General features: G+C 61.8%; 13 protein-coding genes and 1 riboswitch. Of the genes, 3 read left to right on the top strand and 10 right to left on the bottom strand.

All coding sequences use genetic code 11. The annotated features are described in order from the left end of the window. Window positions 1–99: 99 nt before the first annotated feature. Entirely contained in the window at window positions 100–717 is a 618-nt protein-coding gene (locus DF200_RS03420) for a DUF3043 domain-containing protein (RefSeq protein ID WP_109136899.1), read from the bottom strand. Between the two features lie 157 nt (window positions 718–874). On the opposite strand from DF200_RS03420, the gene DF200_RS03415 reads away from it, so the two are divergent. Further along, entirely contained in the window at window positions 875–2245 is a 1371-nt protein-coding gene (locus DF200_RS03415) for a dipeptidase (RefSeq protein ID WP_109136898.1), read from the top strand. Between the two features lie 358 nt (window positions 2246–2603). Here the strand turns inward: DF200_RS03415 and DF200_RS03410 are convergent, their stop codons facing one another. From DF200_RS03410 to DF200_RS03395, 4 genes are all read right to left on the bottom strand, one after another. Next, the gene (locus tag DF200_RS03410; protein WP_206603409.1) at window positions 2604–3404 is read right to left on the bottom strand and encodes an SDR family oxidoreductase; all 801 of its coding nucleotides are present in this window, start codon (window positions 3402–3404) and stop codon (window positions 2604–2606) included. Between the two features lie 51 nt (window positions 3405–3455). Then, window positions 3456–4982: an acyl-CoA reductase gene (locus DF200_RS03405; RefSeq protein ID WP_170112476.1), complete on the bottom strand. Its 1527-nt coding sequence runs from the start codon at window positions 4980–4982 to the stop codon at window positions 3456–3458. Next, window positions 4979–6106, bottom strand: a complete 1128-nt coding sequence (locus DF200_RS03400) for a LuxE/PaaK family acyltransferase (RefSeq protein WP_109136896.1) — start codon at window positions 6104–6106, stop codon at window positions 4979–4981. Before DF200_RS03400 ends, DF200_RS03405 begins: the two co-directional genes overlap by 4 nt. Window positions 6107–6241: 135 nt before the next feature. Beyond that, window positions 6242–7597: a solute carrier family 23 protein gene (locus DF200_RS03395; protein ID WP_109136895.1), complete on the bottom strand. Its 1356-nt coding sequence runs from the start codon at window positions 7595–7597 to the stop codon at window positions 6242–6244. 152 nt (window positions 7598–7749) lie between these two features. Beyond that, window positions 7750–7857, bottom strand: a riboswitch (TPP riboswitch). Window positions 7858–8119: 262 nt separating this feature from the next. On the opposite strand from DF200_RS03395, the gene DF200_RS03390 reads away from it, so the two are divergent. Beyond that, entirely contained in the window at window positions 8120–9892 is a 1773-nt protein-coding gene (locus DF200_RS03390) for a DUF8426 domain-containing protein (RefSeq protein ID WP_109136894.1), read from the top strand. Continuing rightward, entirely contained in the window at window positions 9889–10956 is a 1068-nt protein-coding gene (gene mcrC, locus DF200_RS03385) for a 5-methylcytosine-specific restriction endonuclease system specificity protein McrC (protein ID WP_109136893.1), read from the top strand. The genes DF200_RS03390 and mcrC overlap by 4 nt, the downstream gene beginning before the upstream one ends. 138 nt (window positions 10957–11094) lie before the next feature. On the opposite strand, the gene phnX is transcribed toward mcrC, so the two are convergent. The 5 genes from phnX to DF200_RS03360 all read right to left on the bottom strand — a co-directional run bounded on the left by phnX (window position 11095) and on the right by DF200_RS03360 (window position 18540). Further along, entirely contained in the window at window positions 11095–11877 is a 783-nt protein-coding gene (gene phnX, locus DF200_RS03380; protein ID WP_109136892.1) for a phosphonoacetaldehyde hydrolase, read from the bottom strand. A gap of 243 nt (window positions 11878–12120) precedes the next feature. Next, window positions 12121–13329, bottom strand: a complete 1209-nt coding sequence (locus DF200_RS03375) for a 2-aminoethylphosphonate--pyruvate transaminase (RefSeq protein WP_109136891.1) — start codon at window positions 13327–13329, stop codon at window positions 12121–12123. 333 nt (window positions 13330–13662) lie between these two features. After that, window positions 13663–16503 carry an extracellular solute-binding protein gene (locus tag DF200_RS03370; RefSeq protein ID WP_109136890.1) on the bottom strand — a complete coding sequence of 947 codons (2841 nt, stop codon included), beginning with the start codon at window positions 16501–16503 and terminating at the stop codon, window positions 13663–13665. A 5-nt stretch (window positions 16504–16508) separates the two neighbouring features. Then, a complete protein-coding gene (locus DF200_RS03365) occupies window positions 16509–17300 on the bottom strand; it encodes an ABC transporter ATP-binding protein (protein WP_109136889.1) in 792 nt (263 codons plus the stop codon). A gap of 334 nt (window positions 17301–17634) precedes the next feature. Next, a complete protein-coding gene (locus DF200_RS03360) occupies window positions 17635–18540 on the bottom strand; it encodes a MurR/RpiR family transcriptional regulator (protein ID WP_439098310.1) in 906 nt (301 codons plus the stop codon). Between the last annotated feature and the right edge of the window lie 121 nt (window positions 18541–18661).

The raw sequence follows: 18661 nt of genomic DNA, 5'->3' as shown, positions 1-18661 counted from the left end.
GTGACGTCCGTAATACGAAAAACGTCGATGTCCAGCCTAATTCGCCGGGCATCGACGCACCGCATGCGGGCCCCGTTGTTCGCTCGGGGCGTCAGACGGTCACTGCGGCCACACGCCGCGCTTCGGGTTGCGCGGACGGGGCAGACGCCAGCGACGCATCTGCATGGCGCGCGACCATGCGTAGCTGGCCGAACGGGTGCCCTTGGCCACCGACTTCTCGCCGAACTTGGCGATAAGCTTCTTCTTCAGCCCATGCCACATGATGGCCACGTCGATGATGGCGGCGAAGAAGTAGGCGTACATGACGAGCATCAGCGGCCACGTCAGCTGCGGGTTCGACGATGTGATGAACATCGACGCGACCAGCATGATGATGATGAACGGCATCATGAACTCCGCGAGATTCCAACGGGCGTCCACATAGTCGCGGATGTAGATGCGGTAGTCGATCTGCTCGGTCTTCGGCATATGGTGCAGGTCGCCGCTCTTCATGGCGGCGTACTCGGCGTCCTGCTTCTCCCGGAGCTTCGCCTTCGCGGCCTTGTTGCTGGCCTTGCGGTCCTTGGGTACCAGCGGGCGGATCTTCGCGGCCTGCGCGTCCTTCATCTTCGGGGTGGGACGGTTCTTCTTGCCGTTGCCCGTCTTCGGCGTGCTCTCCGCCGGGGCCTCCTCGGGCTTTTCCTTGTCTTCTGAACGTTTGAAGGGGTTCCATGTCATGCGAACAGGTTACGGTGACGCCTAGACTCTCCACGGCGCGAAACCCGTGGGGGACGCCGCGCGCATGCGCCGATACGCGGCGCGATGCGCAGCGGCGGATACGAGGATACGAAGGATGCGCGGGATGCGTGCATCACCGAAAACAAAGGAGGACGGCATGGCGGACATCACCACCGACGAACTGCGTTCACGCATCGACGAGGACTGGCCGAGGGTGGTCGACGCGTTGTCGGAGAAGATCGCTCTCGGGTCGGTCTCCGCGAAGGGCATCACAGGCGGGCACATGAAGCGTTCCGCTGAATTCGTGGCGGACCTGTTGGGCAAGGAGGGCGTGGACGCCCGCGTGGTGCAGTCCTCCAACCCGGACGGGACGCCCGGCGCATGGGAGGTCGTCGGCTCGCGCATCGTGGACCCGAAGGCCCCGACCGTGCTGCTCTACGCCCACCACGACGTGCAGCCTGTGCCCGACCCGTCCGAATGGGACACGGACCCGTTCGTCGCCACCGCAAAGGACGACGGCCGTCTCTACGGTCGTGGTTCCGCTGACGACGGCGGCGGCATCGCCATCCACTCCGGCGCCCTGCATGCGCTCGGCGACGACCTCGGAGTCAACATCAAGGTGTTCATCGAAGGCGAGGAGGAGATGGGCTCACCCAGCTTCATCCCGTTCATCGAGGCGCATCGGGACGAATTCGCATCCGACGTGATCATCGTGGCCGACTCGGGCAACTGGTCCGCCGAAATCCCCTCGCTCACCACGTCGCTGCGCGGCAACACCTGCGTGGACGTGACCGTGCGCGTGCTCGGCCATCCCGTGCACTCCGGACAGTTCGGCGGGCCGATTCTCGACGCCAACACGCTCGCCTCCATGCTCATCGCCTCCATGTACGACGAGAACGGCAGCCTGGTGGTGCCCGGCGTCGCCTCCGAGGAGCCGGTCGGCGGGCTCCAGCGCGACCTCGATGAGGCCTCGCTGCGCGCCGACGCCGCCGTGGTGGACGGCTACCGGCTCGCCGGCGCCGACTCGCTCGCATCCCGCCTGTGGACCAAGCCCAGCGTCACCGTCATCGGCTTCGACGCCCATCCGGTCGACGGCTCCTTCAACGTCATCGCCGACTCAGCCCGGTTCCGCCTCTCCATGCGCACCGCACCCAACCAGAATCCGGCCGAGGCGCAGCGGGCGCTCGCCGACTTTCTCGTCGCACACGCCCCGTTCGGTGCCGAAGTGAGCGTGGAGCCGTTGGAGAACGGTCAGGGATGGGCCATGGACCCCGACAGCGCGGCGGTCAGGGACGCGGAGGAGGCGCTCGCCGAGGCGTTCGGCACCGAACCGGCCAACAAGGGCGAGGGCGGCTCCATTCCGTTCATTCCCGAGCTGCAGCGCATCTTCCCGGGGGCGCAGGTGCTTGTTACGGGGCCGGAGGATCCGAAGGCCAACGCGCACAGCCCCAACGAGTCCATCGACCTGGCAAGCCTGCGGAAGAACATCCTCGCCGAGGCGCTGATCCTCACCAAACTCGCCAAGTAGGGGAGTGCTCCCCTCAGTCAGGCTCCGCCTGACAGCTCCCCTCAATCCTGAGGGGAGCCGTGAATCATGCCGTTCGGGACCTTTGCGCCATCGCATCCCCCAATCCTGAGGGGCAAGCAATCGTTCCGCGTCTCCATTGGCTCCCCTCGTCGAGGGGAGCCGTGAATCATGCCGTTCGGGTCCTTCGTGCCATCGCATCCCCCAATCCTGAGGGGCAAGCAATCGTTCCGTTTCTCCATTGGCTCCCCTCGTCGAGGGGAGCTGTCGGCGCAGCCGACTGAGGGGAGCGGAACGGCGAAGGCGGGGACGGTGGATTCCTCGACTACGCCGCAGGCGGCTCCGCCCGGAATGACGGTTTTTACCGCATCACCAGACCGCCGTCGGCGTGCAGCGTCTGACCGGTGATGAATCCGGCATCGTCGCCGGCCAGCATCATCACGGCGCCTGCGATGTCGTCGGCGGTGGCGAGACGGCCGAGCGGCGTCATCGCCACGATGCGTTCACGCACGTCCTCGGTGGTGGCGCGGCTGGAATCCGTGCCGGCGGTGAGTCCCGCCGCCACGGCGTTCGCACGGATGCCCCACTTGCCCAGCTCCTGCGCGAGCGAACGGGTGAATCCCACAAGCGATCCCTTCGCCGCCGTGTAGTCGTGGTATGGCACAATCGGCGCATCCACGAGATTGCTGGAGATGTTGACGATCGCGCCACCCGCCTGACGTCGCATACGCGGCACGCACGCCGCGCACGTATTGTAGGCGCCGCGCAGGCATCCGTCGATCTGCTCGCGGTAGTCGTCCCATGAGATGCCGTCGAAGGTGCGGCGCCGGCGCGGGTCGAACGAATAATGGCTGAGCGCATTGTTGACGAGGATGTCCACGCCGCCGAACGTCTCCTCGGTGAACGAGGCCAGCGCGCGCGTCCGTTCCTCACTGCGTACGTCGGCCTTGAACACGGCCACACGGCCCGCCGCATCGGCCTGCTGCTCGATGGCGGTGGCCGTGGCGAGGGCCCGTTCGTCGTCGCTCAGATAGTCGATGACCACGGCCGCCCCGAGTTCGGCGAAACGCCGCGCGATGGCCGCGCCGATGCCACGGCTCGCACCGGTGACGATGGCGACCTTGCCGGTGAAGGGCATGGTCGTGGATGCTGCTGTTGTCATGATGATACTCCCGGAAAAATCGAGGAAATCCGCAATCGAGGAAATCCGTTGTCACTCGAAGTCGTCGTCGAAGGAGTCGGCGAACCGGTCGGTGCCGCGCTCCACATCCACGGCGCGCACCAGGTCGAGCAGGTTGAATCCGCCGTCATGATGCCATCCCGACTTGGCGCGGTTCATCTCCCCGACCGGGCAGATGCGGTCGATGCCGAGCGCGCCCGCACGCTGCGCCAGAGGAAACAGCCGCGTGCCGTCCACGGCCACGCCGCATGATTGCAGCCACTGACGATATGGCGCCATCACCGGCATCGCGTCGGCAAGATCGTCGACCGCCACCACGGTGATGGTGCGGTTCAGCGGCGAGGCCGGCGTGGGCAATGCCGCCGCATCCGCGTAGTACAGCACCGTCCAGTCGGTGCCATGCGGCGAGGGGATGACGAACGGTTTGGAACCGGCATCCGCGTTCGTCGCACTGGCGCCGCCGGCGAACAGCGAAAGCATCTCCACGGAGGAGCGAACCCGCTGGATCGCCAGGGACTCCTCCTGCGTGGGTGTTGACCGCGGATACTTGCGCTGCTGCGACTCCAGCTCATGGGCCAGCAGTTCGGCCGTCTCATGCGGCGCCACCATGCCGCCACGCTCCACGAACACCGTCTGCGCGGCCAGACAGCTCTGCTGGTCGTATGTGGCCACATCCAGCGCCATGCGGTGAATCGTGGACTCATACCGGTCCGCGCGCAGCGACTCCCGGCCGATCAGGGAGAACCCGATGCGTGCGCCATAGCTGAGGAACGGTTTGCCTTCAGCGACCTTCGGGCGCAGCGCCTGCGTCGTATGCGAGGAACCATAGACGACGACCGCGTTCGATTCCCCGATGGCGGCGTCCTCCAACGGCTCCGTACCGCCTTTCCACGGCACCACGGCGATGGCGTCGGCCAGTCGGGGGTCTATCTCGCGGATAGATCGGGCGAACAGGACCGGCATCAGCGGCTCGTCGAACGACGCTTTGCCGATGATCGCGCTTTTGACCAGCAGCCCCATCGTCATGCTCCAAACCGGAATGCCCGGCACATTGCTGGAGAACACGTGGAACGACAGGTCCGGGCCATACAGACGCGTATAGCCGCCGGCCTTGTTCGGACGGTACTCGTCCAGCATCTGCGGGCACGACAGCTCATCATCGACGAACCGCAGCAGCTCACGTCTACGGAACATGCGCATATAGCGTTTCAGCTCGATGCGCGTCATATCCGCGTCATAGCCGGTGATCGCCGGCACCAGCCGTTCGGCGATGCGCCGCGGCGGATAATCGGGGTCCATCCACAACTCCACGGCCCGGGACAACACATCGATGATGGAGCCCACGGGCTGGCCGGCAAGATGATCGTTGCGATTCTTCCGAACGCAATCGCATAACGCATGAATCACATCGGCGTCAAGACGCGGATATTGCAACGTCATCACACCGTCGGACGTCATGACCTCGCGCGTATCGAACGCCTCGAATACGAAACCTGCCGGCGCATGGAAGATGTCGACGACGCCGATATCGGCGACGTCGACGTGCTCGTTGCCGCTCATGCGTTCGCCGCCATGACCTCGTCCACGGTGATCGAGCATCCGCGCGCCTCGGCGCCTTTCGCACGGCCCAGCAGACGATACCCGTCCGCCGAACGAACGCCCAGATCCTCGGTGAGGATCGCCAGACATGAATTCCAGTTCGCGAGGTCATAGTGCGCGATCACGCCCGTCTCGCCATCCTCCACCGGCGTCAGCGTCTGCGGGTCCAGCATGACCGAACGCACCCACGCCGGCGTAGCCTTCAGCGTATTGACCGAACCGTCCGCGTAATACGACAGCAGGTTCTGGTCATAGATCTGCGAACTCAACTCGGTCATGCCGTACATGTTCACGCAATGCGCGCGGTCCACGCCGAACACGTCGGCGAACATCGCATACATGTCGTCCACGGTGATTCCCGTCCTCGTGCCCTTGAACCCGCCCGTATCGAACAGGCGCGAATCAGCCGGCAGACGGAACGTGCGGCCCGAACCACGCAGATGCTCCAGCAGATACCAGTATGCGGATGAGGCACCCATGAGCATCACCGGCTCGCCGTCCTCCACAGCCCGGTCCAGGAACCGTTCGATGCGGTCGAACTCCAGTCCCTCGGCGTGGAAGAAACAATCGCTTCCTTCGGTGCCGCAGCATTCCACGGCCCTTGTCAGGTACCGGGACAGCGACGAATGCTCATTCATGTCCCATGCCGGGGAGATCACGCCGATGCGGATGCGCTCGCGGTCGGGGAGGATGAAATGACGGAATGGGCCGATCATCGAAGCGTCCCACACTTCCAGATCGGGATGGAAATTCCGGCCCTTCTGACCGGGATGCGTGGTGCCGCTCGTGGTGAACACGGCTTCGCACTCGTCCTCCGGCGTGGACGTGAGGGTGAGCATCTTGAAGCCGTCCACCGGCATCGGGGGGATGTCCGACCAGTGCGTCATCGTGGCCGGGGTCACACGCTTCGACGTGCAGTAGGCACGGTACGGCGCGTTGTTGGCGAACTGGAACGCGAAGACGAGCCGGGCGAGGGCGTCGAACGCATCGTCGGGAGCGTCGTCGCAACCGTATCGGCTGATGAAATCGAGCACCGCCTGTTTGACGTCTTCGCGGGTGGGGGCGGAGACCGGCTGTATGGGCATGATGGGTCCTTTCCGGGAGGGCCGGCCATATGTCGTACAGGGCACGAACGACATCCGTCCGCGCCCCGTACATATGGCCTATGGCATGGGGCATCGGCTATCGTCTGATACCGATTCTAAATGTAAATGCTGAGGCTATTTGGTTTCGGGTGCGGACTCGCCGGCGGCGTCGGAGCCGGCGTCGCCCGTCGTCTCCTTGACGACTGCCTTACCGGCTCTCCTGGCCACGAAATTCGGCAGGTCGATGAGCAGCAGCTTGAGGATGACGACGGCGAACGCGCCGACGAGGATGCTGTTCGAGAAGAACACATGCGCACCGCCCTCAAGACCGCTCAGCGCGCCCGGCAGCGCGATGCCCAGCAGCAGGGACAGGCCGATGACGACCTGGTTGCGGTCGTTCGGCTCTACCTTGCGCAGCGTGTTGAAGCCTGTGGAGATGAGGCTTGCGGCGGCCGGCAGGAAGATGCCGCCGATGACCGGCGAGGGGATGAGCGAAAGCACGGCGCCCGCCTTGGGGATGAAGCCCAGCACCACGAAGACGACGCCGGCGATGATCACCGGCACGCGTGTGCGGGTCCTGCCCTCGTCGGTGACCTTGAGCAGCGCCACGTTCTGCGGGTATGCGGTGGTGGTGAAGCCGCCGATCAGCGACGACAGCGCCGAACCGGCCGCCTCGCCGGCCAGACCGTACCGCACCTGCTTGTTCTCCAGCTTCGTGCCCTGGATCTCCGTGGCGGCCTGATACACGCCCAGCGCCTCCATGACGGCCACCATATAGGCGATGAGGAACGGCACGAAGATGGCGGCGTTGAAGGTGAAACCGCCGTACGGCATGAATGTGGGCAGACCGAACCATGGTTTGGAGGCCACGCCGGAGAAGTCGGACAGGCCGAACGCCATGGCCAGCGCGGTGCCGGCCACCAGTGCGATGAGATACGACAGCGAGCGCCACAGGCCCTTGCCGAACTGGGAGAGCGCCACCACGAGCACGGTGGTGAGGATGGAGACGGCCAGCACCTTCGGGTCGGCGAAGCCCTTGTCCCCGGGGGCGCCGCCGAGGAACTCGCTGAGCGTGAAGCCGGAGAGCGAGACGCCGACGAGGAAGATGATGACGCCGGAGACGATGGGGGCGAACAGGAACCGCAGGTTCTCGATGACGCGGGTGAGGCACAGCACCAGGAAGATCAGCGATGCGATGAAGATGGATGTTCCTGCCGCGGCGAGCGAGCCGGCGGTGCCGGCGGCGATCATCAGCGCGTCGAATGCGGCGGACGGGCCCTGTATGATCGGCAGTCGCACGAGCCTGGTGGCCTGCACGAGCGTGACCAGACCGGAGATGATGAAGATGGCGTTCACCATGTTCGACGACAGCGCCAGCGGCAGGCCGATCGCCGCGGCCACGAAGACCGGGTCGAGCCAGACGTTGGAGACCAGTACGTGCTGGAATCCCAGCAGCATATTCTTGGGGCTCAGTGATCGTTGCTGAGTCATATACTTCTTTCCTCTCATGCGTCGGCCATACGATTCGTGGCCGATGGGAGCATGCGTAAAGGAAACGAATGCACGACATGTAAACGACACCTGGGCAACGCGTGGGAACCGCCCGTTCGAGAAGCTCGCCAGCAGCGAGTATGCGCAAGAGAACGCCGTGCAGCATCCGATTCCCTACGCAGGCATTATCCTGTTCAGGTCAACGGGTTCGGACGGGTCGTCCATCTCAGCCGTATAAGCGGGCACCCCCGGAGTCTGCATTCAGCACCATAGCGGAAAACCCCGGCGCCACGCAATAGTCGACCACGACATAATCGGTGCCGAAACGCGTCCGGCAACGTCGTCTCATTCACCGTTCGTCAGGATTTCCGCACGAAACCACGATATATTCCTCCGGTTTTTTGCACGAAACAGCTATTTCGTCATCGGGATTTCTGTACGAAACCGCTGTTCATTCATCAGGTTTTTTGCACGAGCAAGAAAAGAATATACTGAGAACTTATGTGGTGAAAGGATTTTGCGATGGTTGATGAAGACGTTGCCAAAACCAATCTGAAGTCTGCCTACATGCGATGGATGGAGCCAATTCTGAATGCATTGAAGGAATTGGGAGGGAAGGCAAGCCCCGCAGAGGTAAGAGACAGGATTGCGGGGAACCTCCACCTGACGCAAGAGGAGCTTACGGCTGTACGAGGGAAAACAAAGGTCAACAGATTCTCCAATGAGGTCGCTTTCGCGAGGAATATCCTCGTCTTCGGCGGCTATATCGATGGCGGAGAGCATGGCGTCTGGAAGCTGACGGATACCGGCGCCAACGTACATATGACCAATGAGCTGGCTTCACACCTTATTCGTGAACGGAACAAGCATGATCGAGACCGGCGTAAAATGGCGCCGGCCAATGCCCTCGGAGACAGTGGTGCTCCGGAACAACGATATTGGTCGTACCGTCCTGGCTCCAGAGCGGAGAAATGGCAGGAATGCCAGGACGACTCCGTTATGCTGATAGGGTGGGGGAAGATCGGCGACATCTCACGGTACGACAAGCGAAGTGAGATACAGCAGGAATTGCGGGATTCCTATGAGATGGACGGGATTCCCCGGAACGCGGCCCGCATGCTTTGGCAGTTCGCCAATGAGATGAAGCCCGGTGATGTGGTGGTGGCGATTAAGGGCACCAGAACGATTCTCGGTATCGGTGAAGTGCAGTCCGATTACGAGCATTATGAGAGCGCCGATGATTTCAATAATGCTCGGCAAGTGTCATGGATGACTGTGGATGACGCCGATAGCACTTTGCGCTCCGCAAAGCAGTTCCATAACAAGACGCTGAACGACATTACATCGAATCTCGACATGGTCCGTCAGATCGACGAACTGCTGAATGACGATGCGGAGGAAGGCGATGATGCTTCGGTTGTCGAGGAGATTCCTCTTGATCCGTACTCGCGTGAGGATTTTCTCGACGAGGCGTATGTCGGTGAGCATACCTATGACAATCTCGTCGCAGCCCTCGATCGCAAGAAAAACATCATCCTCATGGGGGCTCCCGGCGTGGGCAAGACCTTCATGGCCAAGCGGCTCGCCTACTCCATCATGGGGGTGAAGGACCCGAGCCGGGTGACAATGGTGCAGTTCCACCAGAACTATTCCTATGAGGACTTCATGCTTGGATATCGGCCGAAGGACACCGGCTTCGAACTCAAATACGGAGTGTTCTATGAATTCTGCAAAAAGGCAGAGGAAGATGAGGACCGGCCATATTACTTCATCATCGACGAAATCAACCGCGGCAATCTCAACAAGATCTTCGGCGAACTGTTCATGCTCATCGAGAACGACAAGCGCGACCTCAAACTGCAGTTGCCGTATGCGGACGAACTGTTCTCCATTCCCTCCAACGTGTTCATCATCGGCATGATGAACACCGCCGACCGCAGCCTGGCGATGATCGACTACGCGCTTCGCCGCAGGTTCGCGTTCGTCGAACTTGAGCCGGGATTCGACACCGATGGGTTCAAACGGTATGAACAATCGTTGGGCAGCGACAGGTTCGGCAGGCTCATCTCCGCCGTCAAAACGCTCAACAGGAAGATATCCGAGGACGATTCCCTCGGCAAGGGTTTCCGGATCGGGCACAGCTATTTCTGCGGGTTGACTCCGCAAACCGCAGACGAGCGGACATTGTCGGGCATCGTGGAATACGAGCTTATTCCGTTGCTTGAGGAATACTGGTTTGACGAACCGCAGACCGTGGCAGACGAGGCCGAAAGGCTGAGAGAGGCCATCCGATGACGTCGGCGGATTTGACGTCGTCAAGCATTCCGATTCGGAATGTGTACTACATGCTGTCGTACGCTTTTCGAGCCTTGCGGGAACAGCAATATCGGAAACTGGGTACGGAATCCTTCGATAACATCGCCGACTTATGCGCCGCCATCCTCGTGCAGGGAATGTCGACGCAAATCAAGCGAGGGCTGTCGCGAGAATATATCCCCCATACCGACGAGCTGGATTCTCCCCGAGGCAGGATCGAAATCACCGAAAGCGCCCGCAAGGTCACGATGTCAAGGAAAAAGCTCGTCTGCACAGTGGATGATTTCACTGTGGATTCTCATGCGAACCGCATCATCAAATCGACCATGCTGCTGCTGACGCATGCCGACGTCGGTCCGATTCGCAGAGCGAAACTGCGGCGACTGCTCGCATGCCTGGATAACGTTGGGCGAGTCGATCTTCGCCGAGTCGATTGGCGACTGCGATTCGACAGGAACAATCAGACCTATCGTATGCTCATCGGCATCTGCCGTCTGGCGGTCAAAGGGCTGCTGCAAAGCTCCCGACCAGGAAAAACCCTGCTCATGGACTTCCTCGATGATCAGCAGATGCATCGGATATACGAGAAGTTTCTTTTCGGATATTATTCGCGTGAATGGCGGGGACGCATCAAAACGACCCATCATCGTATCCCCTGGATGTGCCCGGCAGGCGTGGAACTGCCGGTTATGCAACCGGACGTGGTATTGGACAATGGCCGGGACACGCTCATCATCGATGCGAAATACTATACGCGGACGATGCAGCGGAACTTCGACAGTTATACGATGCATTCCACGAACATGTATCAGATGTTCACCTATGTGAAAAACAAGACGTTCCAGCTGTCGGCGAACGGCGATGCCCACATTGTGTCCGGCATGGTGCTGTATGCGAGAACGGATGAGGAACGGCAGCCGGATGGAGAGTTCGACATGGACGGCAATCGCATCATCGTACGTACTCTGGATTTGAATCAGGATTTCTCTGGCATCTCCTCCCAGCTCGACGATATCGTTACGCGATTCCTTCCGGAATCCTGATGGAGGTCGGGGAGCGTATATGCGAAAACGGTCGTCCACCGATTTCACTGCGATATGCCTGTCGTACAGGCATGAACGCGGCGGAGACGGTGGGCTACCGTATGATGCGGGTCAGGCGATCTGGGTCAGGCGATCTGGTCAGGCGATCTGGCTGAGCAGCGTCGGCAGTTCGGCCATCGTGTCGATGACGGCATCGGCGCCGGCCTCGGTGAACGCGGCCCTGGCCTTCGCACGGGCCTCGGCCTTCTCGGCCTCCGTCAGTGCCTCGAACTCCTCCTCGCTCAGCGCCAGCTGGGAGCTGCCCTCGACCACGCCGATGGTGAACACGCCGGCGTTCCTGCCCTCGCGGATGTCGGAAAGCGTGTCGCCCACCTTGGCGGCGGCGTGCACGGAGGAGACGCCCAGCTGCTCAAGGTTGCGGAAGATCATGTACGGGTAGGGGCGGCCGAAGCCGTTCGTGCCGTCCGGGCTGATCCAGAAGTCGGGGGCGTAGCCGTTCTCCTTGGCCTTCGGCACCACGATGTCCATCATCTTGTCGGTGTAACCCGTGGTGGAGCCGATCTTCAGACCCGCCCCGCGCAGCGCGGCCACGGCGTCGAGCACTCCCGGCTTCGGGTCGGCGTAGTTATCGAGAATCGACAGCAGCTTCGGCTCGAAGTGGGCGTACACGTCGTCCACATCCTTGTCGGTGGGGGCGTGGCCGTGCTCGTCCTCCCAGGCGCGGGCGATGCGTTCCATGTGCAGCATCGTGTTGATGTGATCGTGCTTGAGCATGCCCATCGGCTTGCGGGTCTCCGCCATCGTCGGATCGATGCCGAACTCGCGGAACGCCTCCTGGAAGGCGCGGACGGGGGCGAAGCAGCCGTAGTCGACGGTGGTGCCGGCCCAATCGAAGATGACGGCCTCAAAACGGTTGGTCATAGTGGTTTTCCTTTTGTTTGTTTGTACTGATTTGCTTGATGATGTCAGGTGACGCGCGGTCGGTTGAAGTCGAGATCGGCATCCTTGTTCGACACACTCAAGGCCGTTCGGCCTCGCTCCGGCATTTGCTCGCAAAGCGTAGCAAATGCCTTCGCTGCTTACGGCCGAACAAGGATGCCGATCTCTCCATGGGGATTTCACGCTGATGCCCGTTCCGTTTTGAGCGGGCCGTGGAAGGGTGGGTCAGGCGGCGAGCTTGACGCCCATCGGGGCGGCGGCCTTGATCGGCTCGCCGGCCTTGTCCATCGCGGCGATGGCTGCGGGCACGGAATCCGAGCCGGTGGCGGCCTCAAGCAGGCCGCGCTCGCCCATGTACATGGCCAGCAGCTCCGTGACCTTCTCGATGTCGTCGGCGTAGATCTCGCCGATGTTGCCCAGACGGAACGTCTCCTCGTCGGTCAGCTTGCCCGGGTAGATCGCGTAGCCGCGCTCCTTGATGAACTCGTACATGTCGTGGAAGTCGAACGAGATGCCCTTCGGGTACAGGAACGTCGTGATGATCGGGCCCTGATGGTCGGCGAGGAACGTGGAGAAGCCCAGCGCCTTCATGCGGGCGATCAGCAGGTCGTTGTTCAGCTGGTAGCGGGCGGAGCGCACGGGGATGCCGCCCTCCTCGAACATCTCGTCAAGCGCCTTGGAGAAGGCGAGCACCACATGGGTGGGGGAGGTGTAGCGCCACTTGCCGTTCGCCTTCTCCAAGGTGTTCCACTGGTCCCACAGGTCGAGCGAGAGGCTGCGGGCCTTGCCCTTGGAGGCCTCCAGCTTGGCCTTGTTGCAGATGATGAAGCTGAAGCCGGGAACGCCCTGGATGCACTTGTTGGCGGATGAGACGATGAAGTCGATGCCCCAGTCGGCCACCGGGATGTCCACGCCGCCGAAGGAGCTCATGGCGTCCACCATGAACGTCTTGCCGCGGGACTTGACCACCTTGGCCACGGCCTCGATGTCGTTGAGCAGTCCGGACGTGGTCTCGGAGTGGATCATCGAGACGTGGGTGATGGACGGGTCGGCGTCGAGGTATTCGGCCACCTTCTCGGCGCTGGGGATGCGGTCGTACGGCTCGGCGTACTGCGTGTGGGCGATGCCCGCGTGCTCGCAGATCTTGACCTGACGGTCGCCGTACGCGCCGTTGGTGCACAGCAGCACCTTCTCGTCCTCGCCGATCACGGAGGTGAGCACGCTCTCGACGCCGAAGGTGCCGGAACCCTGCATGACCACCACGGTGTACTCCTCCGGATCGCAGTGCGCGAGCTCAAGCAGCTGGCGGCGGATCTTCTGCGTGATCTGCTGGTAGTCCTCGTCCCAGGTGCAATGGTCGAAGAGCATCTCCTCCTTGACGGTGCGGGTCGTGGTCAGCGGGCCGGGGGTGAGCAGCTTGTATTCGTTGGTCATTATGGTTCCTTCTCTATTTTTGGGGGATTGAATTATGGGATGAAAGATCGGGTTCTATGAGAGCGGCGAATGCTGTGACCGTGGGTTGCCGGTATGCTCTGCTCGATGCACTCAGGACCGTTCGACCTGCTGAGGAGCCCGGGGCGTCGATGTGCATTTCGTGATACGCTCCGGGCCGCTCAGGCCGAGTCTTTACGATTGCGAAACGCACATCGACGACCTCATTCGGCTGTCTGTCCACGGTCGGGCAGCATAGTTCAAGGATTTGTTGTGACGGACGGCGGGGTGAGACCCATGTCCGTCACAACAATGGGGCTGTGAGGGTGGGGTGGGTCAGGCCTCCTTGGCGGCGCGCTTGCAGGCCTCGGAGAAGTCCTGATGCTGTTGCAGCAGGTCCACCGTCAGCGGCTTGTCGAAGGTCTTCGGATACTTCGAGCCGTTGGCCGGTTCCTTCTCACCCTGGTAGAGCGGGGTCGGATAGGTCTGGAGCAGTTCCTTGCGGCCCTGGTCGATGATCACGCCGGCCATCTTCTGCGCAAGGGGATTGGTCTTGGAGCCCTTGTCGAGCACCGCCACCGATTCCGTCAGCGAGTAGTTGCCCTCGACCGGGTCCACGTAGTCGATCGGCAGGCCCTTCTTCTTGTCGGCCGCGGCCTGGTGCCGCAGTCCGAAGCCGATGGCCACCTCGCCGGAGCGCACGGACTTCAGCGGGCCGGAACCAGACTGTTCGAGATGCGGGCCGGCGTTCCTGTAGATGTCGGTCAGGATCTGCCTGCCCTCGTCGCCGGTGCCGTAGGCGCCCGCGATGGCCTGCACCATCAGCCAGCCGGTGGAGGAGCCCTCCATGTCGGGCACGGAGATCAGGCCCTTGTACTTCGGGTCGGCGAGGTCCTTGAAGCTTGTCGGCACGGGCACGCCGGCCTGCTTGATGGCTTCGGTGTTGTAGAAGATCGCTCCCTCCTGGGCGGTGGTCGGGCTGCGGTAGTCGGGCGCCGTGGTGTTCACGTTCGTCTTCAGCAGCTTCGACTTCACGTCGGTGAGCGGCTGGAACATGTGGTTGCGTTCCTGGGCGGAATCCACGTAGTAGGAGCTCATGGTGAGCATGTCGGCCTCAAGGCTTTTGCCTTCGGCCAGCATCTTGCCGCCGAGTTCGGAGGTGCCGAAGCTCTGCATGATGTACTTGCCCTTGTAGCCGTTGTCGTCGAGCGCGTGCTCGAACGCGGCCACGGCCTCGTCGTCGGCGTTCGTGTAGATCACGACCTGCTGGCTGGCGGCTGCGGTGCCGGAGAAGGCGCCGAATCCGAAGGCCACGAGGATCGCTGCCACCACACCGGAGGCGATGCCGGTCACCACGCTGCGTCCGTGGGAGCGCGGGTTGATCGGCGGCAGTGCGAAGCTGCCGGCGGCGATCTGTTCGGCGCTCTTGCGCGCACCCTGCTTCACCGTCGCGGCCGCAGCCTCGGTGGCCTTGGCCTTGATTGGCTTCTTGCGGGTGGCGAGGGCGATGAGGCCCTTGACCACGAGGTTCGTGACCAGGATGAGCAGCGAGAGGGCGAAGATGTCGTCGAACTTGGCGAGGTGCTGCAGGGCGGAGATCTTCGTGGTGATCACCTGGGTCTTGGCGCCGGTGAGGAACACCACCGCGGAGATGGTGACCATGGCGTTGACGAAGTAGTAGCCGAACACCTGCAGCACGGTGGGCCATGCGTTCGGCGTGACCACGCGCACGATGGTCTTGAACCAGCTGTCGCCCATGAGCTTCGCCGTGGTCTCCCACGAGGCGTTCATCTTCGAGAGCGAGTCCTTCATCATCTGGTACGGGGTGGCGAAGTAGTGGATCATGTTCGCGATGATGAGGATCCAGAAGGTGTTCTGCATCGGCGTGCCGCTGAACGTGAACAGGAACGCGATGCCGAGCACCATGCCGGGCACGGTGTTGATGATCGAGCTGATGGAGTCCACGAACCGCTTGGCGGCCACGGGCAGCTTGGAGCGGGAGGTCACCAGGGCGGCGGCGTAGGCGAACAGGCATCCGAGGATGGCGGTCATCACGGCCACGTACAGCGAGTTGGTGAACACAGCGGTCAGTTCGGAGTCGGCGAAGATGCCGGTGATGTGGCTGAACGTGAAGTTCAGCTTGAACGGCCACATCTCCACGAACGGGATGAGCAGGATCACGGCGAACACGGAGAGCACGCACACGAGCACCACCACGGAGGCGATGGCGCAGAACGTGTCGCGCTTCTTGCCTTCCGGCAGGTCGATCTGCGAGACCTTGGAGTAGCGGATGGAGTACTTCTCCAGGATCGTCATCAGGATGATGGAGATGATCGACGGGATGAGCATGAACACGGCGATGACGGCGCCGCGGTTGAAGTTCGGGATGGAGCCGAGCATCTGGTTGAACAGCGTCATGGCCAGCACGTCGTAGGTGCCGCCGACGGAGGTCGGGATGCCGTAGTCGGTGAAGCTCAGGAAGAAGCTCTGGATGAACGCCACGCACATCGTGCCGATGAGCGGCCGCACCGTGGTGACGAAGAACGTCTTGATGTGGCTGTCGCCCATGATGTGCGAGACGATGATGAACTTCTTGTCGACGAACTGGAACGAGTTGTTGATCAGCAGGAAGCAGGTCGGCAGCGTGTAGATGACGTAGCCGATGAGCAGGCCGTTGAACCCGTAGATGTCGAACAGCTGGTGTCCGAACAGCTTGGTGATCAGGCCCTCCTTGCCGAAGGAGTAGATGATGGCAAAGCCGTAGGTGATGGTCGGCAGCAGCATCGGCACCTGGGTGAGCAGGGCGATGGCCTTCTTGAACTTCGGCGGCAGGTTGGTGCAGTTGACCGCGTAGGCCAGCAGGAACGCGAGCAGCATGGCCACGAGCGCCGCCGCGGCGGCCACCTTGAGGCTGTTGAGAACGGAGGTGAAGAACTCGGGCCTTGCGAGGATGGCCGCGTAGTTCTCCAAGGTGGCCGAGCCATTTCCGGTCTGGAACGACTTGGCGAGCACGATCACCATCGGCACCACGAGGAAGATGGCGAAGATGACGGTGACGGCGACGAGAAGCGCGGTCAGTTCGGGCTGGCGCGGCTTGGAGGGACGGGATTCGTGGTTCTTGATCTCAGGCGCGATGCTCGGCAATTGCTTGCCGGCCTGAATCGATTCGACGCTCATTGTTCTCAGGCCTCCTGACCGGCGAGGGCGGGCTGCTTGGCGGCGTTGGCGTCGCCTTCGTTGAACAGCGTGTAGATGTTGTTGCGCTTGACCTCCAGCTGGTGGAGGATGAACTTGCGCACGAATTCGCTGGCCGGGTGGTGGATGATGTCGTCCGGCGAGGCGTACTGGGCGATCTTGCCCTGGTTGAGGATCAGCACCTTGTCGCTCATCGTGCAGGCCTCCTCGGGATCGTGGGTGACCATGATCGTGGTGAGGTTGTACTGGTTGACGATCTGCTTGATCTTGGACTTGATGGACTCCTTGATCACGCCGTCGAGGGCGGAGAGAGGCTCGTCGAGCAGCAGCAGCTTCGGCTTCATCACCAGGGTGCGGGCGAGGGCCACGCGCTGCTTCTGGCCGCCGGAGAGCTCATCGATCTTCTTGGTCAGATGCTCCTCAAGGCCGAGCAGGGAGATCATCTCCTTGATCTCCTTCTCGGTGGAGATGCCGGGGTTGTTCTTCAGGCCGTACGTGATGTTCTCGTAGGCGTTGAGGTTCGGGAACAGTGCGTAGTCCTGGAACACGATGTTGAAGCCGCGCTTCTCCATCGGCACGTTGGTCAGGTCCTCGCCGTTGTAGATCAGCTGGCCGCTGGTCGGCTGGGAGATGCCGAGGATGATGTTCAGCAGCGTGGTCTTGCCGCCGCCGGAAGGTCCGAGGATCGACATGATCTGACCGTCCCCGATGGTCAGTGAGATGCCGTTCAGCACGTGGGTGTCACCAAATGACTTGGTGATGTTCTTCAGTTCCAACATGATGTTGCCTTTCACGGAACATTGACCGGTTCCGCACGGTGGTTTGTCGTATGTCTTTACTGCAATATTCGTGACTTACACATGTTCTGTTTTCGTTGGAAACCGGGTGTTCCCGGCTTCCAAGTACGATTCTGGCATCGGAGCGGGGAAACTTGGGGTTGCGCCGTTGAAGCTTTATGGAAAGCGACGTGAACAACAATTGAACTTACATATGAATCATGTAGTTTTTTATATTTTTATGATTCATGGGTAGTCGGGGAAAATATGGAAAACCCGTCCTCCGTCCCCTCGAAGAGGGCGTCGGACGGGCGAAGAACCGGGAATCGGGACGGCGCTATCCGTGGAAGACCTTGTCTCGGATGTATCGGCCGGATTCGTCGAGCTTGGCGGAATAGTCGGCGTAATTGCTCAGGATCAGCCCCATGTACAGCATGTCGACGATGGCGATGTGCGAGACGCGCGAGAAGATGGCGTTGCCGTAGATCGTGCGCTCGCCGTGGCCGGCGTACAGGCATACGTCGGCCCAGTTGCCCAGCGGCGTGCCCGTCGCGTTGGTGACGGCGATGGTCTTCGCGCCCTGGTTGCGGGCGAGGCGTATGGCCTTGACCGTGTCCTCCGAGCTGCCGGAATACGAGAACGCGATGGCGACGTCCTCGTCGGTGAGGTGCCCGGCCGATATCTGCTGCAGATAGGCGTCCGTGTGCATACGGCACTGCAATCCGAGATACGTGAGCTTGGTCAGCAGGTCGGTGGCCGGCACGATGGAGTTCTCCACTCCGTAGATATCGATGACCCGCGCCTTGTTCAACAACCCGATGGCCTTGCGATATTCCTTGGACGACAGCGATTCGAGCATGTCGTCGAGCATGGACTTCGCCCCGGCGACCGCCTTCGAGGGAACGTCGTCGATCTTGTCCCACGGATGCAGGTCGAACCCCTCAAGGGGGTCGAACGACTGCGGGTTCTCCGTAGGATGCTTGAGCACGTAGCGCATCTCGCGATAGCCGTTGAAGCCGAGCTTGCGGGCGAAGCGTATGACCGTAGGCTGGCTGACGTCCGCGGCCCGGGCCAGATCGGAGACGGTCAGCGAGGCGACGTCGTCGTAATGGTCGCGTATATACGACGCCACGGCCTTCTCCGCGGGGCGAAGCGCGGAATAGATGTTGCTGATGCGCTGCCGAACATCGACCGGTACACCCACGTTCAGATCCCTTTCACCTGTCCACCACTCAACACACATGCTTACGCGTCCCATGGCCGCGACCGCCGGCCGTCCCATGAAACCTCTCTGTCCACGAACGAGATTAGCCGTCGCGGCCATACGGAACGGACGACTAAGCTGGCCGCAACGTGAATTGTTG

This window comes from Bifidobacterium catulorum, from assembly GCF_003129925.1.
Lineage (GTDB): Bacteria > Actinomycetota > Actinomycetes > Actinomycetales > Bifidobacteriaceae > Galliscardovia > Galliscardovia catulorum.
Note: the sequence above shows the minus strand (reverse complement) of the source record. Positions and strands in the feature narration are given on the sequence as shown.